Origin of the sequence: Brevundimonas naejangsanensis (assembly GCF_003627995.1) — a bacterium.
In the GTDB taxonomy this organism is placed as follows: Bacteria; Pseudomonadota; Alphaproteobacteria; order Caulobacterales; family Caulobacteraceae; genus Brevundimonas; species Brevundimonas naejangsanensis_B.
In genome coordinates this window covers 1,868,292-1,895,166 of sequence record NZ_CP032707.1, presented here as the reverse complement: position 1 = coordinate 1,895,166, position 26,875 = coordinate 1,868,292, and the positions used below count along the sequence as shown (strand labels likewise).

The 26,875-nt window shown below is 69.0% G+C and carries 28 protein-coding genes; 10 read left to right on the top strand and 18 right to left on the bottom strand.

The features are described from left to right. The first annotated feature begins 58 nt into the window (after positions 1-58). Positions 59-637, top strand: a complete 579-nt coding sequence (locus D8I30_RS08965) for an HdeD family acid-resistance protein (protein WP_121482442.1) — start codon at positions 59-61, stop codon at positions 635-637. On the opposite strand, the gene D8I30_RS08960 is transcribed toward D8I30_RS08965, so the two are convergent. The 11 genes from D8I30_RS08960 to D8I30_RS08910 form a co-directional block, all read right to left on the bottom strand. Beyond that, on the bottom strand, positions 615-2,084 hold the full coding sequence (locus D8I30_RS08960) for an amidohydrolase family protein (RefSeq protein ID WP_121482441.1): 1,470 nt from the start codon (positions 2,082-2,084) through the stop codon (positions 615-617). The two genes, D8I30_RS08965 and D8I30_RS08960, sit on opposite strands and share 23 nt — an antisense overlap. 50 nt (positions 2,085-2,134) lie before the next feature. Further along, positions 2,135-2,512 (bottom strand): cupin domain-containing protein, encoded by a 378-nt coding sequence (locus D8I30_RS08955; RefSeq protein WP_121482440.1) that lies wholly within the window; start codon positions 2,510-2,512, stop codon positions 2,135-2,137. A 48-nt stretch (positions 2,513-2,560) separates the two neighbouring features. After that, a complete protein-coding gene (locus D8I30_RS08950) occupies positions 2,561-3,979 on the bottom strand; it encodes an NAD(P)(+) transhydrogenase (Re/Si-specific) subunit beta (protein WP_121482439.1) in 1,419 nt (472 codons plus the stop codon). Positions 3,980-4,005: 26 nt separating this feature from the next. Next, positions 4,006-4,377, bottom strand: a complete 372-nt coding sequence (locus D8I30_RS08945) for a hypothetical protein (RefSeq protein WP_121482438.1) — start codon at positions 4,375-4,377, stop codon at positions 4,006-4,008. A gap of 19 nt (positions 4,378-4,396) precedes the next feature. Continuing rightward, on the bottom strand, positions 4,397-4,678 hold the full coding sequence (locus tag D8I30_RS08940; protein WP_121482437.1) for a hypothetical protein: 282 nt from the start codon (positions 4,676-4,678) through the stop codon (positions 4,397-4,399). Beyond that, on the bottom strand, positions 4,675-5,001 hold the full coding sequence (locus D8I30_RS08935; RefSeq protein WP_121482436.1) for an NAD(P) transhydrogenase subunit alpha: 327 nt from the start codon (positions 4,999-5,001) through the stop codon (positions 4,675-4,677). The genes D8I30_RS08940 and D8I30_RS08935 overlap by 4 nt, the downstream gene beginning before the upstream one ends. Next, positions 5,002-5,529 carry an endonuclease domain-containing protein gene (locus tag D8I30_RS14955; RefSeq protein WP_121482435.1) on the bottom strand — a complete coding sequence of 176 codons (528 nt, stop codon included), beginning with the start codon at positions 5,527-5,529 and terminating at the stop codon, positions 5,002-5,004. Beyond that, complete coding sequence (locus D8I30_RS08925; protein WP_121482434.1) at positions 5,526-6,659, bottom strand: Re/Si-specific NAD(P)(+) transhydrogenase subunit alpha; 1,134 nt, start codon at positions 6,657-6,659, stop codon at positions 5,526-5,528. Before D8I30_RS08925 ends, D8I30_RS14955 begins: the two co-directional genes overlap by 4 nt. A 223-nt stretch (positions 6,660-6,882) precedes the next feature. Then, entirely contained in the window at positions 6,883-7,128 is a 246-nt protein-coding gene (locus D8I30_RS08920; protein WP_162938847.1) for an aa3-type cytochrome c oxidase subunit IV, read from the bottom strand. A gap of 96 nt (positions 7,129-7,224) precedes the next feature. Next, positions 7,225-8,568 (bottom strand): serine hydrolase domain-containing protein, encoded by a 1,344-nt coding sequence (locus D8I30_RS08915; protein ID WP_121482433.1) that lies wholly within the window; start codon positions 8,566-8,568, stop codon positions 7,225-7,227. 192 nt (positions 8,569-8,760) lie between these two features. Beyond that, entirely contained in the window at positions 8,761-10,548 is a 1,788-nt protein-coding gene (locus tag D8I30_RS08910; RefSeq protein WP_121482432.1) for a M3 family oligoendopeptidase, read from the bottom strand. A gap of 250 nt (positions 10,549-10,798) precedes the next feature. Between D8I30_RS08910 and D8I30_RS08905 the strand changes: the two genes are divergently transcribed. Both D8I30_RS08905 and D8I30_RS08900 read left to right on the top strand, forming a co-directional pair. Beyond that, the gene (locus D8I30_RS08905; protein WP_121482431.1) at positions 10,799-12,604 is read left to right on the top strand and encodes an FG-GAP repeat domain-containing protein; all 1,806 of its coding nucleotides are present in this window, start codon (positions 10,799-10,801) and stop codon (positions 12,602-12,604) included. Positions 12,605-12,719: 115 nt separating this feature from the next. After that, positions 12,720-14,192: a sigma-54-dependent transcriptional regulator gene (locus tag D8I30_RS08900; protein ID WP_121482430.1), complete on the top strand. Its 1,473-nt coding sequence runs from the start codon at positions 12,720-12,722 to the stop codon at positions 14,190-14,192. A 7-nt stretch (positions 14,193-14,199) separates the two neighbouring features. On the opposite strand, the gene D8I30_RS08895 is transcribed toward D8I30_RS08900, so the two are convergent. The 6 genes from D8I30_RS08895 to ykgO all read right to left on the bottom strand — a co-directional run bounded on the left by D8I30_RS08895 (position 14,200) and on the right by ykgO (position 18,272). Then, positions 14,200-15,144, bottom strand: a complete 945-nt coding sequence (locus tag D8I30_RS08895; protein WP_121482429.1) for an alpha/beta fold hydrolase — start codon at positions 15,142-15,144, stop codon at positions 14,200-14,202. A gap of 203 nt (positions 15,145-15,347) precedes the next feature. After that, a complete protein-coding gene (locus D8I30_RS08890) occupies positions 15,348-15,788 on the bottom strand; it encodes a DUF805 domain-containing protein (protein WP_205570682.1) in 441 nt (146 codons plus the stop codon). A gap of 415 nt (positions 15,789-16,203) precedes the next feature. Continuing rightward, on the bottom strand, positions 16,204-16,494 hold the full coding sequence (locus tag D8I30_RS08885; protein WP_121482428.1) for a hypothetical protein: 291 nt from the start codon (positions 16,492-16,494) through the stop codon (positions 16,204-16,206). A gap of 622 nt (positions 16,495-17,116) precedes the next feature. Next, the gene (locus tag D8I30_RS08880; protein WP_162938924.1) at positions 17,117-17,413 is read right to left on the bottom strand and encodes a hypothetical protein; all 297 of its coding nucleotides are present in this window, start codon (positions 17,411-17,413) and stop codon (positions 17,117-17,119) included. 197 nt (positions 17,414-17,610) lie between these two features. After that, positions 17,611-17,883 carry a DUF2312 domain-containing protein gene (locus tag D8I30_RS08875; RefSeq protein ID WP_121482427.1) on the bottom strand — a complete coding sequence of 91 codons (273 nt, stop codon included), beginning with the start codon at positions 17,881-17,883 and terminating at the stop codon, positions 17,611-17,613. A 263-nt stretch (positions 17,884-18,146) separates the two neighbouring features. Then, positions 18,147-18,272 carry a type B 50S ribosomal protein L36 gene (gene ykgO, locus D8I30_RS08870; protein WP_003165750.1) on the bottom strand — a complete coding sequence of 42 codons (126 nt, stop codon included), beginning with the start codon at positions 18,270-18,272 and terminating at the stop codon, positions 18,147-18,149. Between the two features lie 358 nt (positions 18,273-18,630). On the opposite strand from ykgO, the gene D8I30_RS08865 reads away from it, so the two are divergent. After that, complete coding sequence (locus D8I30_RS08865; protein WP_121482426.1) at positions 18,631-19,914, top strand: lytic murein transglycosylase; 1,284 nt, start codon at positions 18,631-18,633, stop codon at positions 19,912-19,914. Positions 19,915-19,947: 33 nt separating this feature from the next. Here the strand turns inward: D8I30_RS08865 and cysS are convergent, their stop codons facing one another. Continuing rightward, entirely contained in the window at positions 19,948-21,354 is a 1,407-nt protein-coding gene (gene cysS, locus D8I30_RS08860) for a cysteine--tRNA ligase (protein WP_121482425.1), read from the bottom strand. A 140-nt stretch (positions 21,355-21,494) separates the two neighbouring features. On the opposite strand from cysS, the gene folE reads away from it, so the two are divergent. From folE to D8I30_RS08830, 6 genes are all read left to right on the top strand, one after another. After that, complete coding sequence (gene folE, locus D8I30_RS08855) at positions 21,495-22,109, top strand: GTP cyclohydrolase I FolE (RefSeq protein WP_121482424.1); 615 nt, start codon at positions 21,495-21,497, stop codon at positions 22,107-22,109. A gap of 217 nt (positions 22,110-22,326) precedes the next feature. After that, positions 22,327-22,764, top strand: coding sequence for a biopolymer transporter ExbD (locus tag D8I30_RS08850; RefSeq protein WP_121482423.1), 438 nt, complete (start codon positions 22,327-22,329; stop codon positions 22,762-22,764). A gap of 134 nt (positions 22,765-22,898) precedes the next feature. Then, on the top strand, positions 22,899-24,752 hold the full coding sequence (locus D8I30_RS08845) for a gamma-glutamyltransferase family protein (RefSeq protein ID WP_121483467.1): 1,854 nt from the start codon (positions 22,899-22,901) through the stop codon (positions 24,750-24,752). Between the two features lie 51 nt (positions 24,753-24,803). After that, the gene (locus D8I30_RS08840) at positions 24,804-25,670 is read left to right on the top strand and encodes an alpha/beta hydrolase family protein (RefSeq protein WP_121482422.1); all 867 of its coding nucleotides are present in this window, start codon (positions 24,804-24,806) and stop codon (positions 25,668-25,670) included. A gap of 44 nt (positions 25,671-25,714) precedes the next feature. Then, the gene (locus tag D8I30_RS08835; protein WP_121482421.1) at positions 25,715-26,569 is read left to right on the top strand and encodes an aldo/keto reductase; all 855 of its coding nucleotides are present in this window, start codon (positions 25,715-25,717) and stop codon (positions 26,567-26,569) included. Between the two features lie 41 nt (positions 26,570-26,610). Next, positions 26,611-26,859, top strand: a complete 249-nt coding sequence (locus tag D8I30_RS08830; protein WP_121482420.1) for a helix-turn-helix domain-containing protein — start codon at positions 26,611-26,613, stop codon at positions 26,857-26,859. Positions 26,860-26,875: the final 16 nt, after the last annotated feature.

Here is a 26,875-nt window from a genome sequence, read left to right as displayed (position 1 = left end):
CCCCTCTCCCACGTTGCGCCAGCGCCGCCGTATCGCCGCCCGCGCAGGAGAGCAGACCATGTCCTCGCCCCACGCCGCCATGCCGACGCTGGACAGCATCGTGAAATCCGCCCTGCACCGCTCCTGGTGGCTGTTGTTGCTGCGCGGGATCGCCGCCGTGGTCTTCGGCGTCCTGACCTTCGCCTGGCCGCAGATCAGCCTGCTGAGCCTGATCATCGTCTATGGCGCCTACGCCCTGGTCGACGGGGTTCTGGCCATCGTCGCCGCCATCCGGGGCGGCGGACTGGCCCCGCGCTGGTGGCTGGCCCTGTCGGGCGTCGCCGGGGTGGCGGCGGGCGTTCTGGCCTTCACCCTGCCGGGGCTGACGGCCCTGGTGCTGATCTATCTGATCGGCTTCTGGTCGATCATGCGCGGCGTGCTCGAGATCGTCGGCGCCATCCACCTGCGCAAGGAGATCGCCAGGGAATGGACCCTGGCCGCCGCCGGCGTCCTGTCGATCCTGTTCGGCCTGATCCTGGTCTTCGCGCCGGGTCCGGGCGCCCTGGGCCTGCTGTGGCTGATCGCGGCCTGGGCCATCCTGTTCGGCGCCCTGATGATCGTCGTGGCCTTCCGCGTCAGGAAGCTGGCGAAGGCTTGAAGCTCGCGTCGCGCGCCGCCACCCGGGCGCGGATCTCGCCGCGCATCCGCTCCAACGTGGGGGCGTCGATCAGGCGGCCGCGCAGCACCACGTCGGCGATGCGCCGCGTCGCGCTGACATCGGCCAGCGGGTTCGCCTCCAGCACCAGCAGGTCGGCCGACTTGCCCGCCGCCACAGCGCCATAACGCTCGCCCTGGTTCAGGAAGCGCGGCCCGTCCACGACCGAGCCCGCCAACGCCTCGCGCGGCGTCAGCCCCAGCTTCACATACAGCTCCAGCTCGTCGTGCAGCGAAAAGCCCGGATAGTTGAACGAGTTGAGGAAGCCCGCGTCCGTCCCGGTCAGGATGGTCACGCCCGCGTCGCGCAGCATGGGCAGGGTGCGGGCGGTGACGTCCTTGACGAAATGGCGGTCCTCGACCTGCTGCGGCGTGGCCTGTGCCGCGCGCTCGACGCGCCAGTCATAGGTCGCCCGAATGCCCGGCCCGACATAGGCCAGGCCCTCGTCGTGCGAATGGTCATCCAGATCCAGATTGGCCAGGGTGGTCGAGCCGTAGAGGGTCGGCGACACCGCCGTGCCCAGCTCCCTCAGACGCGCATAGACCCGCCGCGCCGTCTCCACGTCGAAGGTGTCGGCATAGCGCCGCATGGTCTGGGCGTAGGTGTATTTGCCCGCCAGATAGTCGGCCGCGATGGCCGCCTCGTCGCGCGAGCCCGCCTTCATGGCGTAGTCGAGGTGTTCGATGGACGACAGGCCCGCCTCGGCGGCCTCCAGCACGGTGATGCTGGCCGGGATGTGGGCCGAGGTCTTCATGCCCCGCTTCTTCGCCTCGCGCACGGCGTAGAGGAAGAGCTCGGGCTTCAGGGTGTTGTCGGTGATCTTGACGAAGTCGACGCGCAGGGCCTGCAGCCGGTCCAGGGCCGCGTCTACGTCCGCCTCGTTGCCGGTCTCGATCACGCCCTTCCAGACCGGGGCGATGCCCTCGATCTTGGGGCCCGAGGTGAAGATGCGCGGGCTGTCAGGCGTCGGCGGGGCGTCGCGCCAGTCCAGAACCTGCTGGGCCAGGTCGCCCGCCGCGTCGCGCACCGCGACCACGCCGTTGACGACATAGAGGGGCATCAGCTCGGCGTTCTCGCCGATCAGGGCCTCGCCCCCGCCGAAGTGGACGTGCATGTCCCACAGGCCCGGCATGACGTAGCGGTCGCCCAGGTCCGCCGTTCGCGTCGCGCGATAGCGGCTGGCCTGGCCTTCCGGCCGGACGGCGACGATGTCCCCGCCGCGCACGGCCACCAGCTGATCGGGCGTCGTCGTCCCCTTCTCGACGTCGACCACCGTGGCCGAGGTCAGCAGCAGGTCGACCGTCTCGACCGGGGCTTCAACGGCGGTCAGCGGCGCCGTGGCGCAGGCGGACAACAGGGCGGCGGCGGCGGCGATCAGCAGGGTGCGCATGAAACATCCCGCTACAGGGCGCCCCCTGCCCTCTGCAAGCGCTGCCGTTTCTAATCCGCCGGCCCGACCCATCCCGCCAGGCACCAGGCGCCCAGCGCCCGCGTGCGCAGCCAGCCCCCCTGGGGCGCGGTGATCCAGACGCCCGATCCCGCCTCGACCCTTTCGCGGCGCACCCCGACCTCGGTCGCCAGTTCGACCTCCAGCCCCGCGCCCATATAGGCGGTCCACAGCTCCTCGGCCTCGGCCGCCCGCCAGTCGTCCGTTTCCTCGGCAGTCAGCAGGCGATAGGCGCTGACCAGGCCGCCGGCTGCCGTCGGCTCGGTCGGCTCCATGACCCGGCCCCAGCCGCCGCCCGGCAGCCGCGCCAGCCCCAGGGTCATCACGACCTCCTCGACGGTGAAATCCTCGCCTTCCATCCGCCCGCTCATGAGCCGTTTCGCCGCTCGCGTCCATGCGGGCGCCGCGTCGGTGACGCCTCACAGCGCCTTGACGATCCCCTCGACCATCTTCTTGGCGTCGGCGAACAGCATCATGGTGTTGTCGCGGAAGAAGAGTTCGTTCTCGACCCCCGCATAGCCGCTGCCCATCGACCGCTTGATGAACAGCACCGTCCCGGCCTTCTCCACGTCCAGCACCGGCATGCCATAGATGGGCGACTGCGGGTCGGTCTTGGCGGCGGGGTTGGTCACGTCGTTGGCGCCGATGACGAAGGCCACGTCGGCCGAGGCGAACTCGGAGTTGATGTCCTCCAGCTCGAACACCTCGTCATAGGGGACGTTGGCCTCAGCCAGCAGGACGTTCATGTGGCCCGGCATCCGACCCGCGACGGGGTGGATGGCGTATTTCACCTCGACGCCTTCCGATTTGAGGATATCGGCCATTTCGCGAAGGGCGTGCTGGGCCTGGGCCACGGCCATGCCGTAGCCGGGGACGATGATGACCTTGGAGGCGTTCTTCATGATGAAGGCGGCGTCCTCGGCCGAGCCCTGCTTGACCGGGCGCGTCTCGACCGTTCCGCCGCCCGCCGCCGCGCCCGCCTCGGCGCCGAAGCCGCCCAGGATGACGCTGACGAAGCTGCGGTTCATGCCCTTGCACATGATGTAGCTGAGAATCGCCCCCGACGACCCGACCAGGGCCCCGGTGATGATCAGGGCGATGTTCTCCAGCGTGAAGCCCAGGGCCGCCGCCGCCCAGCCGGAATAGGAGTTCAGCATGGACACCACCACCGGCATGTCGGCCCCGCCGATGGGGATGATCAGAGTCGCGCCCAGGATCAGGCTGAGGACGAACACGCCCCAGAAGGCCCAGACCGCCGTCCCGCCCGTCCCGATCAGGATGCCGATCAGGAAGACCAGGGCCAGAGCCAGCGCAATGTTGATCAGGTGCCGCGCGGGCAGCAGGATCGGCGCCCCGCTCATCCGCCCATCCAGCTTGGCGAAGGCGATGACCGAGCCGGTGAAGGTGACGGCCCCGATGGCCACGCCCAGGCTCAGCTCGACGATCGACAGGGTCTTGATGCCCCCGTCCGCCGTGACGATGCCGAAGGCGTCGGGCGCATAGACCGCCCCCACCGCCACCAGACAGGCCGCCAGGCCGACCAGGGAGTGGAAGGCCGCGACCAGCTGCGGCATGGCCGTCATCGGCACGCGGTTGGCGATGACGGCGCCGACGCCTCCGCCGACCACGACCCCGCCCGCGATCAGGGCCAGGGTCAGGGGATCCAGCGCCTCACTGGTCCCCAGCGTCAGCAGGGTGACGCCGACCGCCAGGGCCATGCCAAGCATGCCCAGGGTGTTGCCCCTGCGGCTGGTCTCGGGGCTGGACAGCCCCCTGAGCGAGAGGATGAACAGGACCCCCGCCGCCAGATAGGCCAGCGCCGCGATGGATGCGTTCATCCCCTCCCCCCTCGTTTCATGTCAAATCAGAAGACGTTGACGATGGCGGGCGCCCCGCCGTTGGTGCCCGCCGCGGTGGCCTCGCCGTTCTTGACCACGGCCAGGCCGACCGGCCCCTCGCCACCCGTCTTGGTCACGCGGCAGCGGCCGTTGTCGCCCGGCAGGCGCCCGGCCATCCGGCCCGAGCCGGTGTGGTTGATGCGGTTCATGTGGATGCCGCGGATGGTCACGGGCGCGAAGCCGCACTCCAGCGCCCAGCCGGCGCCCTGGGGCGCGACGACCGACCAGTGCAGGCCGCCGTAGGGATTCTGGCCCACTTCGCGCGAGGACTGGGCCGAGGCCGCGCCGGCGACAGCGGCGACCGACAGGGCGACGACGGAGATCAGGGAAGCTTTCATCACGCGATACTCTCTAGGTTCAACGTTTGGTGGATTGGGTGCGCGACAGGCGCCACAGGGCGGCCGCGATAAACAGGGGGCCGAGCAGAATCATGGCCCAGTCGAAGACCGTCATTTCCCGGTCCTGGATGATGATGCGCGTCAGCACGGCGGCGAACACCAGCACCACGCCGCAGTCCTGGAACCTCAGCCGCCCGATGGGGTCCTTGACCCGCACCCAGCTCCAGATCCACAGCCCCACGCCCAGGCCGGTGACGACCCAGGAACAATAAAACGCAAACAGAACAGGCGACAGGGTCACGAGGCCTTGGGCCTTTCCTTCTTGCGATACATGGCCAGCATCCGGCGCGTGACCATGAAGCCCCCGAAGATGTTGACGCTGGCCAGGGTCACGGCGGCCACGCCCGCCCCCTTGGCGATCCAGGCGTTCGGCCCGCCCGCCTGGGCGCTCATCGCCGCCGCCGCGATCAGGCCGCCGACGATGATGACGCTGGAAATGGCGTTGGTCACCGCCATCAGCGGCGTGTGCAGCGCCGGCGTCACGCTCCAGACGACATAGTAGCCGACGAAGATCGACAGGACGAAGATGGCCAGGCGAAAGACAGTGGGATCGACGTGTTCCATTCAGACGGCCTTCCCTAAACGGTTCGAGGCGAGGTTGCGGATACGCGTCACGACCGCGTCCATGTCGGCTTCGACCGCTCGCGTGGACACTCTGAGCGTAAAATAGCCTTGGCTCTCGAACCAGGCGTCCCGCTTCAGGTCGCGCAACGCCACATCGGTTCGATCATGTACGTCGCCGTCGACCTCGACCACCAAGGCGGCGCGATGGCAGAGGAAATCGGCGACATACGGGCCGACCGGCGCCTGTCGCCCAAAACGCACCGGAAGCGCTCGCAGACGCTCCCAGAGCTTCTTCTCGGTCCAGGTCGGCTCGGCGCGCATCTCTCGCGCCCGCTTCACGACCCGCGCGGACGTCCGCTCCCTCTCAAAGCCCTCCCCCTCGATGGGGGAGGGGTGGGTGGGGGTGGAGGCAAAGGGTTTAAGAACAAGGCAGGGAGACGCCTCCCGCGCCCGCCCGGCGGCGGCAGCGCGCACACCCCCATCCCCAGCCCTTCCCCCATCGAGGGGGAAGGGAGCATGGTCGCTCATCCCCTCACCCCCTCATGCACCACGGCGCCGCCGTGGGTGACGACGGCGGCCTTGAGGATCTCCTCCTCCAGGTCGACCGACAGGGCCCCGTCCTTCACCATCAGCCCCAGGAAGGCGACCAGATTGCGGGCGTAGAGGGCGCTGGCGTCCGCCGCGATGCGGCCGGGCAGGTTGCTCCAGCCGACGATCTTCACCCCGTTCGACGTGGTCACGACCTCGTTCGGCTTCGAGCCCTCGACGTTGCCGCCCGCCTCGACCGCCAGGTCGACGATGACCGAGCCCGGCTTCATCGAGGCGACGTGCGCCGCCGTCACCAGCCTGGGCGCCGGGCGGCCGGGGATCAGGGCCGTGGTGATCACCACGTCCTGCTTGACGATGTGGGCGGCGGTCAGTTCGGCCTGCTTGGCCTGGTACTCGGCCGACATGGCCTTGGCGTAGCCGCCCGCCGTCTCGGCCGCCTTGAACTCTTCATCCTCGACGGCGACGAATTTGGCGCCCAGGCTCTCGACCTGCTCCTTGGCGGCGGGGCGCACGTCGGTGGCCGTGACCACCGCCCCCAGCCGCCGCGCCGTGGCGATGGCCTGAAGCCCCGCGACGCCCGCCCCCATGACGAAGGTCTTGGCGGCGGCCACCGTCCCGGCGGCCGTCATCATCATCGGGAAACCCTTGCCATAGGCGTAGGCCGCCTCGATCACCGCCCGGTATCCGGCCAGGTTGGCCTGGGACGACAGCACGTCCATGACCTGGGCGCGGGTGATGCGCGGCACGAATTCCATGGCGAAGGCGGTGGCGTTCGCACCCCTCAGCGCCTCGACCGTCGCCTTGTCGCGCCACGCGTCCAGCAGGCCCACCACCACCGCCCCGGGTTTCAGGGCGCTGATCTCCGACGCCGTCGGACCGCGCACCTTGAGCAGCACGTCGGCCCCGGCCAGCACGGCCGCCAGGTCGGGCCGCACGCCGGCCCCCGCCTCGGCGTAGTCGGCGTCGGGAATGGAGGAGCCCAGGCCCGTCCCAGCCTCGACCGTCACCGTCGCCCCCAGGGCGATCAGCTTCTTCACGGTTTCGGGCGTGGCGGCGCAGCGCGTCTCGCCGTCACGGCGTTCACGGGTCACGGCGATGGCGACGGCCAAGCGAATCCCTCCCACTCCCCAGGGTCGGGCCGACGTTAGGCCGAAGGCCGAAGGGCCGTCAAAGCCGCCGTGCGCCCGCGCGGCGCTTTTTTCCCCCCTCGTCGCGGCGCTCAGGGCGAACCGGCACGATCCATCCGGCCCGCGCCGATTGCGCGCAAGCAAAAGGCCCGCCGGACGACGCCGACGGGCCTTTGTCTCGAACCCTTGCGAGATTCGGTGCGGCTTAGTGCGCCTTCTTGGTGCGCAGGGCGAAGAAGCCCAGGACCGACAGCACCGCGGCGCTGATGAAGGCGGGCATGAAGCCGGCGCCGACGGCGAACCACACCGTCAGGAACAGGATCAGCGCCGCCATCGACAGCGACACCCACTTGGTCAGGCCCACGAACAGGGCCCAGGTCCAGGCCTGTTCGGTGATGTTCATTTCCCCGTGGACGTGGGGGGCGGCGTGCGCGTCGTGCTGGTCGGCCATCAGGTCTTCCAAAAAAAGAGTCGAGATTTCGACCGCCCTTATAGCGGGGCCGGCGCGCGGCTCAAGCCCGCCCCGCGCGGCCTTCGGTCCAGGCCCTCAGTCCAGCGTGGCCAGAACCGCCCTGGCGAAGGCGGCGACATCGAACGGCTTGCCCGCCGGGTCCTCGCCACGCCGCACGATGACGACGTCGCGGCTGGGCACGATCACCACATACTGGCCCCGGTTGCCGAAGGCCGCGAAGGCGTCGGCGGGCACGCCCTCCGACCGGTTCATCAGCCAGAAGGTCGCGCCATAGCCGAAGTCGCCCGTCGGCGGCTGCGGCCCGGTCGGGGCCGTGACATAGGCGCGCCAGCCCTCGGGCAGGATGCGCTCGCCCTCCCACACCCCGTCCTGCAGATACAGCTGGCCGAAGCGGGCCAGATCGCGCGCCGTGGTCCAGACCTGGCTCGACAGGATGTAGTTCCCGCGCCAGTCGGTCTCGGCCCAGGTGTGGGTCATGCCCAACCTGTCGAACAGTTCGGCGGGCGGATGGGCCGCGAAGGTCGGCGCCGCCGCCATGGTCGCCAGAAGCGTGTCGTTGTTGGCGTAGCGATAGACCGTCCCGACCGGCGCCAGCAGGGGCCAGCCCGGCGCCTGCTCGTCCACGGCCGTGCCGCCGAAATAGAGGGCGTCGGTGCGGTTGCCCGCCGTATCGCTGGTCAGGCCCGAGGCCATCCGCATCAGGGCGTCGACGGTGATGGCCGCGCGCGGATCGCCGGGCGTACGCCAATTGGCGATGGCGGCGGGCGCCTTCACGTCCAGCTCGCCGCGCTGGACCGCCGCGCCGATGACCGTCCCGGCCAGGCTCTTGGCCACCGACCAGGTGCGCTGCGGCGTGTTCGGGCCGAAGTCCGGCGCATAGCGTTCCGCCACCCGCCTGCCGCCCTGCATCACCACCACGCCCGTGGTGTTGGTCCCGCCGCCGAATCCCTGATCGAAGGCGCGGCCGACGGCGGCCTCAAGCGCGCGGGCGTCGCCCCTGGGCCGGGCGGTCGGCAGGTCGGGCGCCGAGGCCCGGCGGGCCAGCGGCGTCCGTTCAGGCGCAGCGCCCGACACATAGCCCATCGGCTCGATGACGCAGCCCCGGCCGTCGGTCCAGGTCGCGACGCGCGGCGGGGCCGCCTCGTCCCAGGCGACGGCGACCGTGTTCCCGGCCATCTCGGCCGTCATGGCGGCGACCAGGGGCTGAAGCTCGGGGTAGATGCCGACCAGTTCGTTCCCCTCGACGCTGGCCACGGTCCGCTCGGCGCCCGATGCGCGCGCCGAGTGGACGGCGCTGCACACGGTCAGGGCCTTGTACCCCGCCGCCAGGGCGCGGTGCTGGGCCGAAGCCTGGGCGAGAGCCGTCGTCGGCAGGGCGAGGACGGCGGCGAGAACGAGAACACGGGACGCGAGTTTCATGCGGCCACGCTTCAACGCCTCGCCCAACCTGTCAACGCCCCTTCCCTTCTCCCCCTGTGGGAGAAGGTGGCCCGTCAGGGCCGGATGAGGGGTTTCTCCGCAGCCTGACGGGGGACTGACTTTAACGTCCCGCAACCCCTCATCCGTCAGGCTTCGCCTGCCACCTTCTCCCACAAGGGGAGAAGGACGCTGTTACAGCGCTTCAAACCGGTTGATCAGGCCTTCCAGCCGCTTGGCGCCGATGGTCCAGAAGGCCGGGTCGCGCGGGTTCAGGCCGAACGGCTTCAGCGCCTCGACATAGGTCCGCGCCCCGCCGCCCGACAGCAGGTCGCGATACAGCGGCGTGAAGGCCGCCGGGTCCTTGGCCCGCGTCTCCATCAGCGCCGCGACCAGCAGGTCGCCGAACGCATAGGCATAGACATAGAAGGGCGCGTGGACGAAGTGGCTGACATAGGCCCACCAGTCCTCATAGCCGGTCAGGTCCACAGCCGGGCCGAGGCTGGCGGTCAGCTCCGCCATCCAGATTTCGCGGATGCGCTCGACCGGAACCTCGCCCGCCGCCCGCTCGTCATGGAACCGCGTCTCGAAGCGGTGGAAGGCGATCTGGCGCACGACCGTATTCAGCCCGTCCTCGATCCGCCCCGCCAGCAGGGCGCGCTGCTCGTCCGGCGTCGCCTCGGCCAGCAGGCGGTCGAAGGTCAGCCCCTCGGCGAAGATCGAGGCCGTCTCGGCCAGGGTCAGCGGCGTATCGGCCAGCAGCGACCCCTGCCCCGCCGCCAGCGTCTGGTGCACCCCGTGACCCAGTTCGTGGGCCAGGGTCAGGACGTCGCGCCGCTCGCCCATCCAGTTCAGGAAGACATAAGGGTGCCGGTCCGCCGTCACCGGGTGGGCGTAGGCGCCCGACTGCTTGCCCGCCCGCGCCCGTGCATCGATCCACGGCCGGCCGAAGAACCAGCCCGCCCGCTCGGCGAAGTCCTCGCCCAGGGCGGCGAAGCTGGACAGCACCACCTCGCGCCCGGCCGCCCAGTCATAGGCGCGCGGCGGCGCCGCCTCGATCGGGGCGTTGCGGTCCCAGTGGGCCAGCCGCTCCTTGCCCATCGCCCTGGCCTTCAGGGCGTAATAGCGGTGCGCCAGGCGCGGATAGGCTTCGGCGACGGCGTCGGCCATGGCGTCCACGCTCTCGCCGTCGACCTCATTGGCCAGGTGGCGGCTATCAGCGGGGCGCTTGAAGCCGCGCTTGCGGTCCTCCAGCGCCTTCTCCGCGGCGACGGTGTTCAGCACCATGGCCATGGTCCGGGCGATGGCCGAAAAGGCCGTGGACAAGCTCTCGCCCGCCGCCTGGCGCTTGGCCGCGTCCGCGTCGGTCAGGCGGTTCAGCCCCTCGGCCAGGGTCAGCTGCTCTTCGCCCACCTCGGCGCGCAGCACGGCCAGGGTCTCGTCGAACAGGCGCGGCCACTGGGCCTGGATCGGCCCGCGTTCGGCGATGAAGGTCTCCAGCTCGGCCGACAGCTCGTGCGGCTTCATCGCCCGCACCCGACGCAGCCACGGCGCCCAGCGCGCGGCGGGCGCATGGGCCGCCAGCGCCGCCTCGACAGCCGCCTCGTCCAGCGCATTGATCTCCAAGGTCAGCCAGACGGTCGGGGTGGCGATGACGGTCAGCTTCTCGCGCACGTCGGCCTCGAACCCTTGCGCCGCCGCGTCCTCGCGGTTGGTCGAGGCGGCCAGGAAGGCGTAGGCGCCCAGGCCTCCCATCACGTCCGCCGCCTGTTCATACAGGCCGATCGCCTCATCCAGCGCCTGGCCCAGCTCGGCGCCCGACAGACCGGCCAGCCGCCCCTGGAAGGCGTTCAGCCGGTCCACCAGCCCCTTCGCCCGCTCCAGATCGGCGGCGATGCGCGCATCCTCACGCGAGGCGTAGAGGTCGGACAGGTCCCACAGCGGGGCGTCGGCGAATTCGGTCGGTTTGACGGGCGCGTTCATGGCCTTGGTTGTGGGGAGGCGCGAGGCGCGATGCAAGCCGCCCCAGTTCCTTCTCCCCTTGCGGGAGAAGGTGGCCGACCCCGGACCCGATCCGGGGAGGTCGGATGATGGGTCTCTCGACGGCGCCGCAACCCCTCATCCGTCGGCCTGCGGCCGCCACCTTCTCCCACAAGGGGAGAAGGATAACACAGGTCTTTCCCTTCTCGCCGTCCCGGTCCACCCTGCCTGCAAAGCTCAGGGAGGGCACCTCATGACCGACTTCGCCCACGACCCCACCGGCCGCGCCTCGCTCGACGGGGCGCGCGGCCTGGCGCCCGCCCGCCTCGGCATCGGCCTGGCGCAGGGGGTGATCCTCTATCTGCTGTATCGCGCGGCGGCGCAGGCGGAAGGGCCGGCCTGGCCCGCGACCCAGCCGCCGCTGTTCGCCGCCCTGGTGCTGGCGGCGACGTTCACGCCGGTCATGCTGCTGGCGGGAGTCGGACGCCTGGGGTGGAAGACGCTGGCCCTGTGGGGCGTCGTCGCGGCGACGGTGCTGGCCCTGCTCGGCTGGCACGACGCGGCCCATCAGGCCAGCGACTATTTCCGCCCGCCCTATCTGCGTTTCCCGGTTGTCGCCTTCGCGGCGGCGGCCCTGTTCATCGCCCACCACCTGATCTTCCCGGCCGTCGCCGCCCGGCGCTGGATCGCCGACTTCGACGACTATTTCGACACGGCCTGGAAGGCGGGGGTGCAACTGGTCCTGTCACTGGGCTTCACCGGCGCCTTCTGGCTGCTGCTGTTCCTGGGCGCGGCCCTGTTCCGGGTCATCGGCCTCAGCTTCCTGGCCGACCTGATCGGCGAGGCGTGGTTCTCCATCCCCGTCACCTGCCTGGTCTTCGCCACAGCGGTGCAGCTGACCGACGTGAGGAGCGGCCTGATCCGGGGCGTGCGGACCGTGGCGCTCATGCTGCTGTCCTGGCTGCTGCTGGTCATCACCGTCCTGGTCGCGGGCTTCCTGGCCGCCCTGCCCTTCACCGGGCTGGAGGGGCTGTGGAAGACGGGCAGCGCCACGGCCCTGGTGCTGTCGGCCGCCGCCTCCCTGATCATCCTGATCAACACCGCCTATCAGGACGGGCGCGCGGACAACCTGCCGCCCGTCGTCCTGCGCGTCGCCGTGCGGGTCGCCGCCGTCCTGCTGACGCCGCTGATCCTGATCGCCGTCTGGTGCCTGTCCTTGCGCATCGGTCAGCACGGGCTGACGCCCGACCGCATCATCGCCTCGGCCTGCGCCGTGGTCGGGGCGGTCTATGCGGCGGGCTACGGCTGGGCGGCGCTCTCACCCTTCCTGCGCAAGACCGCCTGGATGAAGCCGCTGGAGCGCACCAACGTCGTCTCCGCCGTCCTGACGGTCGGGATCATCCTGGCCCTGTTCAGCCCCCTGGCCGACCCGGCCCGCCTGTCGGTCGCCGACCAGACCGCCCGGCTCAAGCGGGGCGCCGTCAGCGCGGCCGACTTCGACTACGCCTTCCTGCGCTTCGGCGCGGGCAAGGCCGGGCGCGCCGCCCTGGCCGACCTGGCCCGGTCGTCCGACGCCGAGATCGTCCGCCGCGCCAAGGCGGCCCAGGCCGCGACCTCGCGCTATGAGGTGAAGCAGGCCGCCGTCCCGCCGCGCACGCCGACCGTCACGGCCTGGCCCGAGGGCGCGACCCTGCCGCCCGCCTTCCTGGCTCCGACGGCGGCGGGCGATCCGCGCTACGCCTGCGGTGGACAGAATGATTGCCTCGCCGTCCAGCGGGACCTGAACGGCGACGGCCGCGACGAAATCCTGTTGGCTTCGTCGTACAGCATCGCCCTGTTCGCCCAGGACGACGACGACCGATGGGTCCATCAAGGCGACTATCAGGTTTCGTATTGCCCTGGCCCAGGCTCAGAGCTCCGCGACCTGCGCGAGGCGCTCAAACGCCCCGATCTGGAGGCCGCCGCCTCGGCTTGGCCCGACCTCCGCCTGGGCGCCGAAACCGGGCGGTTCCAGCCCAAAGCCGGCTGCCCGCCGCAACACGCCGCCGTTAACCCCTGACTCAGGTCTCCGAAACCCGATCTTCATCCCCTCGGTTCTAGAGTTGTGCCGAAACGAGCCGGTCCCGCTTGAACGAGGGCCGCCGTTCCACGGTGATGTTGAAGGGTGTTTTCCCATGGCCAAGACCGTTCTGGTCGTCGACGATGATCCCACCCAGCGCCGCCTGATCCAGGCTGTGCTGGACCGCGAAGGCTATGCCGTCGTCCACGCCGAGAGCGGGGGCGAGGCCATCGACCGCCTGACCAAGGGCGGCGGCGCCGATGTGGTCCTGCTGGACCTGGTCATGCCGGGCCTGTCGGGCCTGGAGGCCCTGGCCGAGATGCGCACGGCGGGCGTGACCACGCCGGTCATCGTGCTGACGGCCAACGGCGGCATCGAGACGGTGGTCAAGGCCATGCAGGCCGGGGCCCAGGACTTCTTCGTCAAGCCGGTCGGGCCCGAGCGCCTGCTGGTCGGTGTCCGCAACGCCTTGCAGATGACCCAGCTGACCGCCGAGATCGGCCGTCTGAGGAAACGCGCCGCCGGCCGCACCTCCTTCGACGACATGGTCGGCGACAGCGAGCCCATGCGCATGGTCAAGGCCCTGGGCGTCCGGGCGGCCAAGTCCGGCATTCCCGTGCTGATCACCGGCGAGAGCGGCGTCGGCAAGGAAGTCATCGCCCGCGCCCTGCACGGCGCCTCGGACCGGGCGGGCAAGCCCTTCATCGCCGTCAACTGCGGCGCCCTGCCCGCCAATCTGGTCGAGTCCATCCTGTTCGGCCACGAGAAGGGCGCCTTCACCGGCGCCCATGAGAAACACGCCGGCAAGTTCGTCGAGGCGAACGGCGGCACCCTGTTCCTGGACGAGATCGGCGAACTGCCGCTGGACATGCAGGTCAAGCTGCTGCGCGCCCTTCAGGAAGGCGAGGTCGATCCCGTCGGCGGCAAGCGCCCGGTCAAGGTCGACGTCCGCATCGTCTCGGCCACCAACCGCGACCCGGCCCAACAGGTGAAGGAGGGCGCCTTCCGCGAGGACCTCTTCTATCGCCTGAACGTCTTCCCGATCGAGGCCCCGGCCCTGCGCGAACGGCGCGGCGACATCCCGGCCCTGGTCGAGCACTTCATCGCCCGCTTCAACGTGGAAGAAGGCAAGCGCGTCGCGGGCTGCTCGCCCGAGACCCTGGCCCTGCTCCAGGCCTACGACTGGCCCGGCAACGTGCGCCAGCTGGAGAACGCCGTCTATCGCGCCCTGGTGCTGGCCGACTCGCCGCTGCTGCAGCCGCACGACTTCCCGGCCATCTCGGGCGTCGCCGTGCCGCTGGACCTGGCCGCGCCTGCCGCCGCGTCGGCGCAGGCTTCACCCGCTCACGCCGCCATGGCCGCGCCCGGCGGCGACGACGCCTCGGCCGACACGCCCGTGCGCATCACCGACGAGCGCGGCCACGTCCGCACCCTGGAACAGATCGAGCGCGACCTGATCCAGCACGCGATCGAGGTCTATTCCGGCCATATGTCCGAGATCGCCCGCCGCCTCGGCATCGGCCGCTCGACCCTGTACCGCAAGGTGCGCGAACAGGGGCTGGAAGAACAGGTCCGCGAAGCGGGCTGAGGCGCGCCTATCGCCCCAGGAAGGCGACCAGGTCGGCCGCGAACCGCTCGGGATCCTCGACGAACATGAAATGACCGCGGCCCGGATATTCCAGGATGCGGCCGTCCGGCAGCCGCGCCGCCAGGGCACGCTGAGGCTCGACCCCGGTCTGGAAGTCCGCCAGGCCCGCCACGATCAATACCGGCATGGTCAGGCGCGCGTGGCCGTCGAAACGGTAGTTCATCAGCCCGCCCGCGCCGAACAGCGCCCGGCCGACCTCGCCGGTGTTGCGCATGCCGTCGGTCGCGTCGGTCTCGTCCACCAGGGTCATGACGGCGGGATCGGGGAACATGGCCGCGTCGATGAAGGCCCGCCCCGCGGCGAAGGCGTTGCAGCGCGCGCCCAGATCGGCCGGCCGCTGGGCCACGGCCTGGGCATAGAGTTCGGGGTCCTGCCGCTCCAGCCGGTCGCATTGCAGCTCCATGGCCGCCGGCAGGTCGGACGGCGCGGCCGTCAGGACGACGCGCGCGGTGTGCTCCGGATGCCGGGCGGCGTATTCCAGGGCCAGGATGGAGCCGAAGCTGTGCCCCACGACGGCGATCCGCTCCACGCCCCAGGCCCGCCGCAGCTGCTCCAGGTCGTCGACCATCAGCTCCAGTGAATAGGCGTCGTTCCACGGCCGTTCCGAGCGGCCCGCGCCCCTCTGGTCCAGATAGACCATGCGCAGATGCGGTTCCAACTGCGGCCCGGCGAAGCGCGCGAAGGTCTGGCTGCCCTGTCCCGGTCCGCCGTGCAGGAAGACCACCGGCGTCCCCTCGCCCTGCCCGGCGACGCGGTACCAGAGCCGCACCCCGTTGACGATCGCCTGATGCTCGCCCGGCGCCAGATCCGCGCGAGGCTCTGCCCGCGCCGCCGTGGGGGATGACAGCACCGCCAGGGCGCCCAGGCTGATGAGGAGCGAACGCAAGATCATGCGCGGGGGTTCTTTCAACAGGCGAGGAAGAGATTGGAAAAGCGCGCCGAGACGCCTCAGTCGGGCCGCGGTCCGTAACGGTTCGGCCCCTTTGTCCCGTCCAGGGCCAGCAGGACGATCAGCCCGACCAAGCTCAAATTATAGAGTATGGCTAAGCCGAACAGCAGGAAGAACAGACCCAGGGGCTGCGCCTCCGCCTCGGCCTACATCATGCCCTCCATCAGACGCGGGAAGAGCGTCAGACCCGTCGCCAGGAAGACCGCTGCGGGCAGGCCCCACCAGCCGCTTCGCCCCGTGTCATGCAGCCGCCGCGTCACCGCCGCGGCCAGCAGCCCGACGCCGACCGCCGCCGCCGTCGCCACGGCTCCGAAGAACAGGCCGAAATCCGGCATGGGAACGGCGTCCGCCTCGTGGATCTGCACCGAATAATAGCCCGGCCCGGTCACGACGGTCGCCTGCTCGGGATTTTCGGCCGCATAGCGGGCCGCCTCGGCGAACATCTTGGCCATCATCGGCATGATCGCCAGCGCCATCCCGACATAGACGAGCGCCACCACCGTCAGGGCATAGGGCCAGAACCGCCCGCGCCGGTCGCGGCCGCTGAAATCCGCCACCCGCCGGAATCCGTCCAGAATCGTCCGCATGGTTTCGCCCTTCCCCAGGTGTTGAGTCGCCTATCTTGGCCTGATCCGACGCCCGGCGGAACCGGGATCGCCGATCGACGCTTGCAAGGCGACGCCACGACGGGGGGATCGGATGACGGACGCGGCTTTCAGGCTGGACTGAGACCTCGCCCGGCTGTCGTCATGCGCGCCCCCAGCGACGACTTGTCCGCCTCTCCGGCCCCGCCAGAGGGCACCCTTGGGAAACCCCGATCCAGCGCGCCCTGCGTGAAAAGCAGGCGATCATCCCCGTCTGCATCAGGAGCGGGGCCGCCCGGCCGTGGAGCAGCAAGTAGGGCTAACGCGAAGCGGACCCGCTGAATGACCGCTAGGGGTGGGCAGCGGACGTTGCCAACGTTCGGCGGCATATACCCATCAACGAGGCGTGGCGCTCCACTTACAGACAGGCGGCTTTGGCGGCGCAGGCATAAGTCACTCCAAAGAAGAACACCGCAACGGGGTTCACGACAAGAACGCCGAGAAAGGCCCACGCAGCGCGCGCTCCGAACTTGGAAAACGCCCAGCAGACCAATGCCAGCCAAGCCACTAAGACTACGCCACCAGCCCACAGGAACCCTTCGATCCACGTAATTGAAATGAGGATCGAGGCTGCAATGGCCAATGCGTAGCTGGAGAGCAGGACGGCCACGAATGACGGTCGATGAGTTGCGAGCAGTTCAGTCGCCATGGCATCCCTCAATCTGTGCCTTCAGCACTGCACGCTCCCGACCAATGTCGCGGCGATGAGTATGAAGACGTCTCTTCGGAACATAGCGGCTCTCCCGGATCGACCATCAGCTTGAAGCGGTCACTGTTCAAGCTCCTCGAAGGTCCGCAATGGGTCGTGAAGCGAAGTTCGCTTAAGGGTGGGAAGCGGACATTCACAGCGCATCAGAAGAATGCCACCTTGGCTGCATGACCAAGCCCGTTCACATCCTCCTAGCAGTCCTGCTGATAGTCGGTGGATGTTCATCTTCGGTTGGCCCGAACCGTGGCGATCTGGCGGGCGTACTTCAAACTTCGCCGTCCAACATCAGGGCGTTGCGCTGCTACGACATTCCTGAGGAGCCGACTGAGTTTGGGTGTAGCTACCGCAAGCGAGACGCGGCTGGCGTATGGGCGCAGCAAGAAGTCATGATCGCAATCGACGGATCAGCTTGGGTAATCATCGACGGCCCCGGTGCTCCTTATCGGCCCTAATGTCCGCAATGGGTCGGAAGCGGAAATCGCTGCATCGGCCATAAGCCGTCACCCGGGACCGCCCGAAAGGGTGAAGCCCGTGAAAGGCGCCTCTTACACTTGGGCCCTCTTCACTCCTTCGCCTTCGCCTTGCGCATCCAGGGCCGGGTTTCCTCGCCCTTGGCCTTGGCGGTGATCTCTTTGAGCTTGCGGCCCTGCAGAGACGAAAGGGCCTGGCCCGGCGCGCCCTTTTCCGGGTCGGCGAAGGCGCGGCCGTGCTCGCGAATCCGCTCGTCGACCGAATCGAGGAACTCGCCCTCCCAGCCGGACAGGGAAACGCCCGCCTTCTCGGCCGAGCGGCGGGCGCGTTTCAGGGCGTTCAAGGCGGATCGCTTGGCCGCCTCCTTCTGCTGTTCCCAAGGGCTCAGCGAAGGCTTCTTTCTAGTGGCGCTATCGTCCTTCGGACTACTTGAGCGCGCTTGGAGGGCGCTACCGCCCTTCGGGCTGCTTGAGCGCGAGAGGCCGCCGGAACGCGGCTTGCTCGCGTCGCCGCCCTTCAGGCTGCTGGAGCGCGAAGGGCGGTCGCTGGGGGGCTTGAACGGCGTGCGCTTCAAGCCCGAGCGCCTCAGACCTCGCCGAGGGCCGAGAGATAGAGGTCGAGAATCGCCTCCTCCTCCTGACGCTTGGCCTTGTCCTGCTTGCGGATGCGGATGACCTTGCGCAGGACCTTGACGTCGTAGCCCTCGCCCTTGGCCTCGGCGAAGACCTCCTTCATGTCGGCCATCACCGCCTGCTTGTCCTCCTCGAGACGCTCCAGGCGCTCGATGATGGAGCGCAGTCGGCCCTGGGCCGTGGCGGTCAGGACGTCGGGGCTGGCGTCGAAGGAAGCGTCGTCCATGGCTGAACTCCAGAACTCAAAAAGAGGCTACGCCCTCAAGCCGGCCAAAGGCCGTTAGGGGCGAAGGAATGAAGAATCGCCCTCAAGCAGGCCAAAGGCCGTTAGGGCAAGGAAAATGGACTAATCACGCGCGGCCGCCCGGCTCAACGCCGGACGCGAAAAAGCCGCGGACAACGCCCGCGGCCCTGTGGATAGTCATCCCATCCACCGACAATCGGCGCGCGCCTCGCCCGCGAAAGGCGGGGCGCGCCGGTCGCGCCTGATCAGCCTTGCTTGGCCTTGAAGCGCGGGTCGGTCTTGTTGATGACGTACAGAACGCCCTTGCGGCGAACGATCTTGCAGTCGCGGTGGCGACCCTTGAGCGACTTCAGCGAGCTACGGACCTTCATGGTCGGACGTCCCGGTATTTGGAGGCCCGTGAGGGCGGGTAAAACAAAAGAGCCGCGGGCGAACCTGCGGCGGAGGCGGTGCGTATAGAGAGGCCTCGGCCTTTCGTCAACATTCCGCGCGGGAAATCCGTTGGAGGCCTGGCCTCCGAGTCGAACGGAGGGTCTCCGGACATGCACGTCCGGCGCGTCGCCCCTCCGCCACCAGGCCGCGCTCAGGGAACGGCGCAATGTAAATTCCGCCACTTAACCGCCTGCCGCCAAAAAGGGTTAACGACGCCTTCACCCCTATCACGGAAACTGATCGAGCCTTCGCGCGCTTGTGACTGGTCGTGGAATCCGGGGGCGTTAGCCTGTGTCTATGCGTATCGCTTATCGCCTTCTGTTGTTGGGTTCCGTCGCCGCCTGCGCGCCCATGGTCCCCGCCTTGCCCCAACCCCAGCCCGCGCCCCCCCCGGTGATCGAGCCGGCGCCGGCCACGCCGCCCGCGCCTGTCCCCGCCCAGCCGGATCTCAGCGAAGCCTATGACCACGCCGGCTTCGACGCCTGGAAGCAAAGCTTCCTCGAACGCCACGGCGGCGCGCACAAATGGGAGTACGCCCGCGAGCTGGAAAACGTGACGCCCAATCCCAGCGTCGTCCGCCTGGACCGCAACCAGCCCGAATTCTCGCGCCCGGCCGGCGTCTATATCCAGAACGCCACCACCCCGGCGCGAATCGCCATGGCCCGCCAGCGCGTCGACCGCGTGCCGTGGGAAGTGACCCAGAAATACGGCGTGCCGACCGAGATCCTGCTGGGCGTCTGGGCCCAGGAGAGCGCCTTCGGCCAGGTCCAGGGCGACTTCGACGTCATCCGCTCCCTGGCCACCCTGGCCTACGACGGCCGCCGCCGCGACTGGGCCGAGGGCCAGCTCAAGCACGCCCTCGACATCGTCGTCTCGGGCAAGCGAGACCGCGCGGGCCTCAAGGGCAGCTGGGCCGGAGCCATGGGCCAGACGCAGTTCATGCCCGACAACTATCTGAGGCTGGGCGTCGATCAGAACGGCGACGGCCAGGTCGACATCTGGGGCTCGGATGCCGACGCCCTGGCCTCGGCGGCGAATCTGCTGGCCCAGGCCGGCTGGAAGCGCGGCCAGGGCTGGGCCTATGAGGTCATCCTGCCGTCGGGCTTCGACTACGCCGAGGCCGAGGGGCCCAAGCACCCCTGGTCCTTCTGGGCCGCGCGCGGCGTGCGCCTGGCCGGCGGCCAGAGCCTGAACGGCGCCGAGGCGGCCGAGGGCGCGGCCATCCTGCTGCCGCAGGGCGCCAAGGGCCCAGCCTTCCTGGCCCTGCCCAACCACTATGTGATCCGTCGCTACAACAACTCGGTCAGCTATGCGCTGGCCATCGGCCTGATCGCCGACGCCGTGCAAGGCAAGCCCGCCCTCAGCGTCGCCTGGCCCAACGACGGCCCTCTGACCCGCGACCAGCGCGTCGGCGCCCAGCAGGCCCTGACCAGGATGGGCTTCGACACCCAGGGCGTCGACGGCGTCATCGGCGCAAACACCCGCGCCGCCCTGCGCCGCTGGCAGCTGGCCAACGGCCGGGTCGCGGACGGCTATCTGACGGACGTGCTGGCGGACGAGCTGATCCGCCGAGCGCGATAGACCTTCCCTTCTCCCCTTGTGGGAGAAGGGAAATCAGCCCTTCATCCGCCAGGTCGCGCCCTGCGGGCCGTCCATGACCACCACGTTCAGCTCGTTCAGCCGGTCGCGGATGCGGTCGGCCTCGGCCCAGTTTTTGGCCGTGCGGGCGGCGGCTCGCTGCTCCAGCAGGCCCTCGACCTCAGCCTTCAGCCCCTCGTCGACGCCCGAGAACCACTCGGCCGGATCGGCCTGCAGCACGCCCAGGATCGAGGCCGCCGCGATCAGCCGGCCCTTGGCCTCGGCCACGGCGGCGGTGTCGCCCGCCGTCATGCCGCGCTCGATCTCGCTGGACAGGGCGAACAGCGTGGCCATGGCGCCCGGCGTGTTCAGGTCGTCCTCGATGGCTTTCAGGAACTCCGCGGGGGGTTCCTGCGTCGAATGCTCGACCGCCGCCGCCCGCAGCAGGGCGCCGTACAGGCGATCCAGGTTCTTGCGGCTCTGCTCCAGCAGGGTCTGGTTCCAGTCCAGAGGCTGACGATAATGCGCGCTCAACAAGGCCCAGCGCACCACCTCGCCCGGCATGGCCTGCACCAGGTCGTGCAGCAGCAGGACGTTGCCGATCGACTTGGACATCTTCTCAGCGTCCACGGTCAGGAAGCCGTTATGCATCCAGTAGCGGGCGTATTCGTCGTGCGCCTGATCGCCGTGGGCGTGGCCGTGGGCGCAGACGCCCTGGGCGATCTCGTTCTCATGGTGCGGGAAGACCAGGTCGATGCCGCCGCCGTGAATGTCGATGGGCAGGCCCAGGGTCTGCTCGATCATGGCCGAGCATTCGATGTGCCAGCCCGGCCGCCCGTCGCCCCACGGCGACGGCCAGGACGGCTCGTCCGCCTTGGACGGCTTCCACAGGACGAAGTCGTGCGGGTTCTTCTTGTAGGGGGCGACCTCGACGCGGGCGCCGGCGATCATGTCGTCCAGGTTCCGGCCCGACAGGGCGCCGTAGGCCGGATAGGACGAGACGTCGAACAGCACATGGCCCTCGGCCGCATAGGCGCAGCCGGCGTCGATGATGGCCTGGATCTGGGCGGTGATGGCCTCGATGTAGTCGGTGACGTGGGGAGCGATGTCGGGCGGGCTGACGTTCAGCAGGCCCATGTCGGCCAGATAGGCGGCCTCGTACCGCGCCGTGACCTCGCCGATGGGCACGCCTTCCCTGGCCGCCTTGGCGTTGATCTTGTCGTCCACGTCGGTGACGTTGCGGGCGTAGATGACCTGATCCGCGCCGTAGGTCCGGCGCAGCAGCCGCACCAGGACGTCGAACACCACCGGCGGTCGCGCATTGCCGATATGGGCGTAGTCATAGACCGTCGGGCCGCAGACATAGAGGCTCACCCGGTTCGGATCGCGCGGCTCGAACAGGCGCTTTTCACGGCGCAGGGTGTCGTGGATGTGCAGGGCCATAGGTCAGGTCTTTTGCGAGTTTTCTTGCGGGACGGACGGAGCGTCCCATATAGCGGCCTGATAGACAGTCAGGGCCGCGCGCCCAAGTCCATATATAATAGTAATCTGAACAGGCGCTCTCGCCGCCGCCGGATCGTTTCATGAGCAGCACCCCCGCCAAGCCCGTCCTCGTCGCCAATGAGGCGTCCAATCGCCCCAGCCGCGAGCAGGCGCTGGAGGCGGTGCGCACCCTGATCGCCTGGGCCGGCGACAATCCCGACCGTCCCGGCCTGATCGACACGCCCAAGCGCGTGGTCGACGCCTATGGCGAATGGTTCGACGGCTATGACGCCGACGCGGGCAAGGAGCTGTCGCGCACCTTCGAGGACGTGACCGGCTATGACGACATGGTCATCCTGCGCGACATCGAGGTCGAGAGCCACTGCGAGCACCACCTGGCCCCCTTCCTGGGCAAGGCCTATGTCGCCTATCTGCCGGGCGAGAAGGTCGTGGGCATCTCCAAGCTGGCCCGGGTGGTCGAGATCTTCGCCCGTCGTCTCCAGAACCAGGAGACCCTGACCAACGACATCATCGACGCCATCGAATCGCACCTGCAGCCCAAGGGCGTGGCCGTGCTGGTCGATGCGGCGCACCAGTGCATGACCACGCGCGGCGTGCATCACCGCCACGTCTCGACCATCACCACCCGCTTCACCGGCGCCTTCAAGGACGACCCCGTCCTGGCCGAGCGATTCCTCAAGCTGGCCCGGGGCTGAGCGGGCGCGCGAGGCCTCAAGCTGAGCAGAAGGCGAACACGGGGCTGAATCGGTCGCGGCCAAGCGGGGCCTTGGCCGAATTCGCAATCTTATTGCCCTTCGACGCGTTTTCCTCGTCCGGGACGGCTTTACAAGCCCGCTTCGGGACGCCAAGAGACGGTCTGACTTTCAGTGCGGTCCGCCGGAGGGTGCGGATCTTCGATGGAGACGACGGCGTATGGGCGCGAAACTTTCCGGTCCCGGGGGCAAAGGTAAAACGGCCCAGCAGAACGCGGACATCAACGTCACGCCGTTTGTGGACATCATGCTGGTGCTGCTGATCATCTTCATGGTCGCCGCGCCGATGGCGACCGTGTCGATCAAGCTGGACCTGCCGCCGGCCACCCCGCCGGCCCCGACGGACAAGCCGAAAGAGCCGGTCTACATCACGATCCAGGAATCCGGCTCGCTCTACATCGCCGAGAAGGAAACCTCGATCGACAAGCTGCCGGCCGACGTCTGCGCCGCCCAGGGCGCCGTGGCCGACTGCCGCGACGAGCGCGTCTTCGTCCGCGCCCAGGCCGAGGTGAAGTATCACCAGTTCATGGAAGTGATGAACAAGCTTCAGGAAAACGGCTTCTTCAAAGTCGGCCTCCTGAACGAGGACATCGAATAGGATCATCCCGATCCGAACGGATTGAAGGGTCGCCTCCGGGCGGCCCTTTTTCTTTTGCCCCGCGCCCATTCGATGACTTGCGCCACCCCCGCGATCCGGCCTCAATGCGCGCCACGAACGAGGGGAATATCATCATGCGTCGTCGCACCTTCCTGTCCGCCCTGCCGGCGGGCGCCCTGATGGCGGGAACCGCCGGCGCCCAGCCTACGGCCGCCGCCCAGTCCGCAGCCGTCCAGTCCGCCGGCGCTCAGGCCACGGGGGCCAAGCCGGCCTCGGCCGATCCCTATGCCGGCGTCGGCATCGGCGACCGGGTGACGGGGCCGAAGTTCGTAGGCCGCTCGACCGTCTGGGGCGCCAACGGCGCCGCCGCCACGGCCCACCCCACCGCCACCCTGATCGGCCTGGACACCCTGCGCCGCGGCGGCTCGGCCATCGACGCCGCCATCGCCATCAACGCCGCCCTGGGCTTCCTGGAGCCGACCGCCAACGGCATCGGCGGCGACGCCTTCTGCCTGATGTGGGACCCGGCCCAGAAGAAGGTCGTCGGTTTCAACGGCTCGGGGAACAGCCCGCGCGGCCTGTCTCTGGCCACCGCCCGCTCCAAGGCCGGTCCCGACGGCTATCTGCCGAAATACGGCGCCGTGACCGTCAACGTCCCTGGCACGGTCGACGCCTGGTGGAGCGCCCACCAGCGCTACGGCAAGCTGCCGTGGAAGGACGTCCTGCTGCCCGTCGCCGAACTGTGCGAACAGGGCGTGCCGGTTCCCGAGGTCATCGCCTGGTATCTGGAGCGCAACATGGCCGGCTTCGACCGCGCCAGCGCCCAGATCGAGGAGAACGACAACCGCAAGAAGGTCTGGCGCCCCCACGGCCGCACGCCCAAGACGGGCGAGGTCTTCGCCAACCCGGATCTGGGCCGCACCTATCGCATGATCGCCGAGGGCGGGCGCGACGCCTTCTATGACGGCGCCATCGCCGACCATATCGAGCGTTACTTCAAGCGCATCGGCGGCTGGATGACCCGCGCCGACCTGGCCGCCCACCGCACCGAATGGGTCGAGCCGCTGATGACCACCTATCGCGGGGTCGAGGTCTATTCGCTGGGGCCGAACACTCAAGGGTTGTCGACCAACCAGATCCTGAACATCTGCGAGCAGTTCGACCTCAAGGCCATGGGCTTCCAGTCGGCCGCCTCGATCCACGTCCAGGCCGAGGCCAAGCGCCTGGCCTTCGAGGACCGCGCCCGCTACTTCGCCGACGAGCGGTTCGCCAAGGCTCCGACCGCCTGGTTGAACTCCAAGGCCTACGCCGCCGAACGCGCCAAGCTGATCAACCCAAACCGCGTCATGGACCGCGTCTTCCCCGGCGACGCCCCGACCCAGGGCGACACCACCTATTTCAGCGTGGCCGACAAGGACGGGATGATGGTCAGCTGGATCCAGTCCAACTATCGCGGCATGGGCTCCGGCCTGACGCCCGACGGCCCGGACGGCAGCACCCTGGGCTTCATGTTCCAGGACCGCGGCGAACTGTTCGCCCTGACCGACGGCCACCCCAACGTCTATGCGCCGAGCAAGCGCCCCTTCCATACCATCATCCCCGGCTTCGCCTGCAAGGACGGAGAGCCGTGGATGGCCTATGGCGTCATGGGCGGCGGGATGCAGCCGCAAGGGCAGGCCCAGATCATCATCAACATGGTCGACTACGGCCTGGACCCGCAGGAAGCCGGCGACAGTCCCCGCTGGCAGCACTACGGCTCGTCCGAACCGACCGGCCAGCCCGCCGAGGGCGTCGGCAAGCTGCACCTGGAATCCGGCGTGCCCGACGCGACCAAGCGGCAGCTGGCGGCCATGGGCTGGGTCCTCGGCCCGCCCGACGGCGGCTTCGGCGGCTATCAGAACGTCATGAAGCAGATCAACGAGCAGGGCCGCTGGACCTACGGCGCAGCCACCGAGATGCGCAAGGACGGCAACGCGCTGGCCTATTGACCTGACGTCGCGTCAATCGCCTACAGTCCGTTTCCAAACAGGACGGACCCGATGACCGATCTCGTCACCCGAGACTTCACCGCCCCGGCCGCCGACGGCTATCCGCTGTCGATGCGGCTGGTCTCGGCGGCGGCCCCCCGGATGGCCGTGCTGGTCTCGTCCGGCACCGGCTTTCCCAAGGGCTTCTATGAGCGGTTCGCCCGGCATCTGGCGGACAAGGGCGCGGCGGTGCTGACCTATGACTTTCGCGGCATCGCCGGGTCACGGCCCGACGACCTGAAGGCCATGCGGATGGACTATCCGGACTGGGGCCGGCTGGACATGCCCGCCGCCCTGGACGCCCTGATTGCGGCGGCGCCGGGCCTGCGCGTCGTTCATGTCGGCCACAGCGTCGGCGGGCACTTCCTCGGCTTCATGAGCAATCAGGACCGGATCGACCGCCACGCCTTCATCTCGGTCGGCACGGGATGGTGGGGCGGGCACCACCGCATCTACAATCCGCTGGAGCTGTTCTTCTGGCTGGGCTTCGGCCCGTTCAGCCTGATGCGGCACGGCTACATCAAGGGCGGCGGCCTGTGGGGCGGAACGGACCTGCCGCGCGGGGTCTTCACCACCTGGCGGCGCTGGTGCCTGAAGCGGGAGTATTTCTCGCGCGAGCTGGAGACGACGCTCAAGCCGCACCACTATGAGGCCGTGACCGCCCCGATCCGGTCATGGATCTTCAGCGACGATCCCATCGCCACGCCCGACACGGCGCGCGACCTGCTGAGCGTCTATCCCAAGGCCCCGTCCGAGATCAGCGTCCACGCCCCCGGCGACTTCGGCGCGCGCCGCATCGGCCACGAGGGCGCCTTCCGCAGGGGAATGGAGCCCTTGTGGGACGGGATTTTCGGCTGGCTGGACAATGGCGAAGGCTGATCGGGCCCCTATATCCAAGGCTTCTGATCCCGCGGAGCCTCCCCATGCCCTATTCCGACCAGCCGACCGTGACCGCCTCGGGCGTGAAGATTCCGCTGCTCGGCTTCGGCACCTGGCAACTGGAGCCTGACGACGCGCGCCGCATGGTGCGCGAGGCCCTGCGCATCGGCTATCGCCACATCGACACGGCCTGGATCTACAAGAACGAGAAGGCGGTCGGCGACGGCATCGCCGACGCCGTGGCCGAAGGGATCGTTACGCGCGACGACATCTTCGTCACCACCAAGATCTGGGTCGAGCATTTCCATCGCGACGCCCTGCTGCGTCAGGCCGAGGAATCGGCGCTCAGCCTGGGGCTGACGCCGGACCTTCTGCTGCTGCACTGGCCCAAGCCGGCGCCGGCGCTGGCGGAAACCATCGGCGCCCTGAACGAGGCGAAGGACAAGGGCTTCACCAAGAACATCGGCCTGTCCAACTTCCCCTCGGCCCTGTTCCGGGAGGCCGCCAGCCTGTCGAGCGCGCCGCTGATCACCAATCAGATCGAGTACCACCCCTATCTGTCGCAGAAGACGCTGATCGAGACGGCCCGTGAACTGGGTTCGTCCATCACCGCCTGGTCGCCGCTGGCTCAGGGCAAAATCGCCAATGACGCCGTGATCGGCGACATCGCCAGTGCGCACGGCAAGACCAACGGCCAGATCACCCTGCGCTGGATCATCCAGCAGGGTATCGCCGCCATCCCCCGCACCACCAAGGAGAGCCGCGCGGCCGAGAACTTCGGCATCTTCGACTTCGAGCTTTCGGCGGACGAGATGGCCCGTATCTCCGCACTGGCCCACCCCGACGGCCGCATCGGCGACTGGCTGGACGAGGCCTTTGAGTGGGATCAGGATGCCTGATCCGACGCCGATCTAAAGGCGCGGGCGCACAGGAGGGGGCTTTGGGTTCAGTTCTGGATTTCCCGGCGAGCGATCCGAACGACGCCGTCGTCGGCGCCCGCATCCGCCGCTGGCGCGACCGGCGCGGCGTGCCGTTCGATGATCTGGCCGCCGCCCTCGACCTGACGCCCGAAGCCTTGCGCCGTGTCGAGACCGGGCGCCAGCGGCTGGATTCGGCCCGTCTGGACGCCGCCACCCGGGCCCTGCGCCTGCCGGTGTGGGCGCTGGTGTCGGACGCTCCCGCCTATTGATCGCCGCGCGTGACAG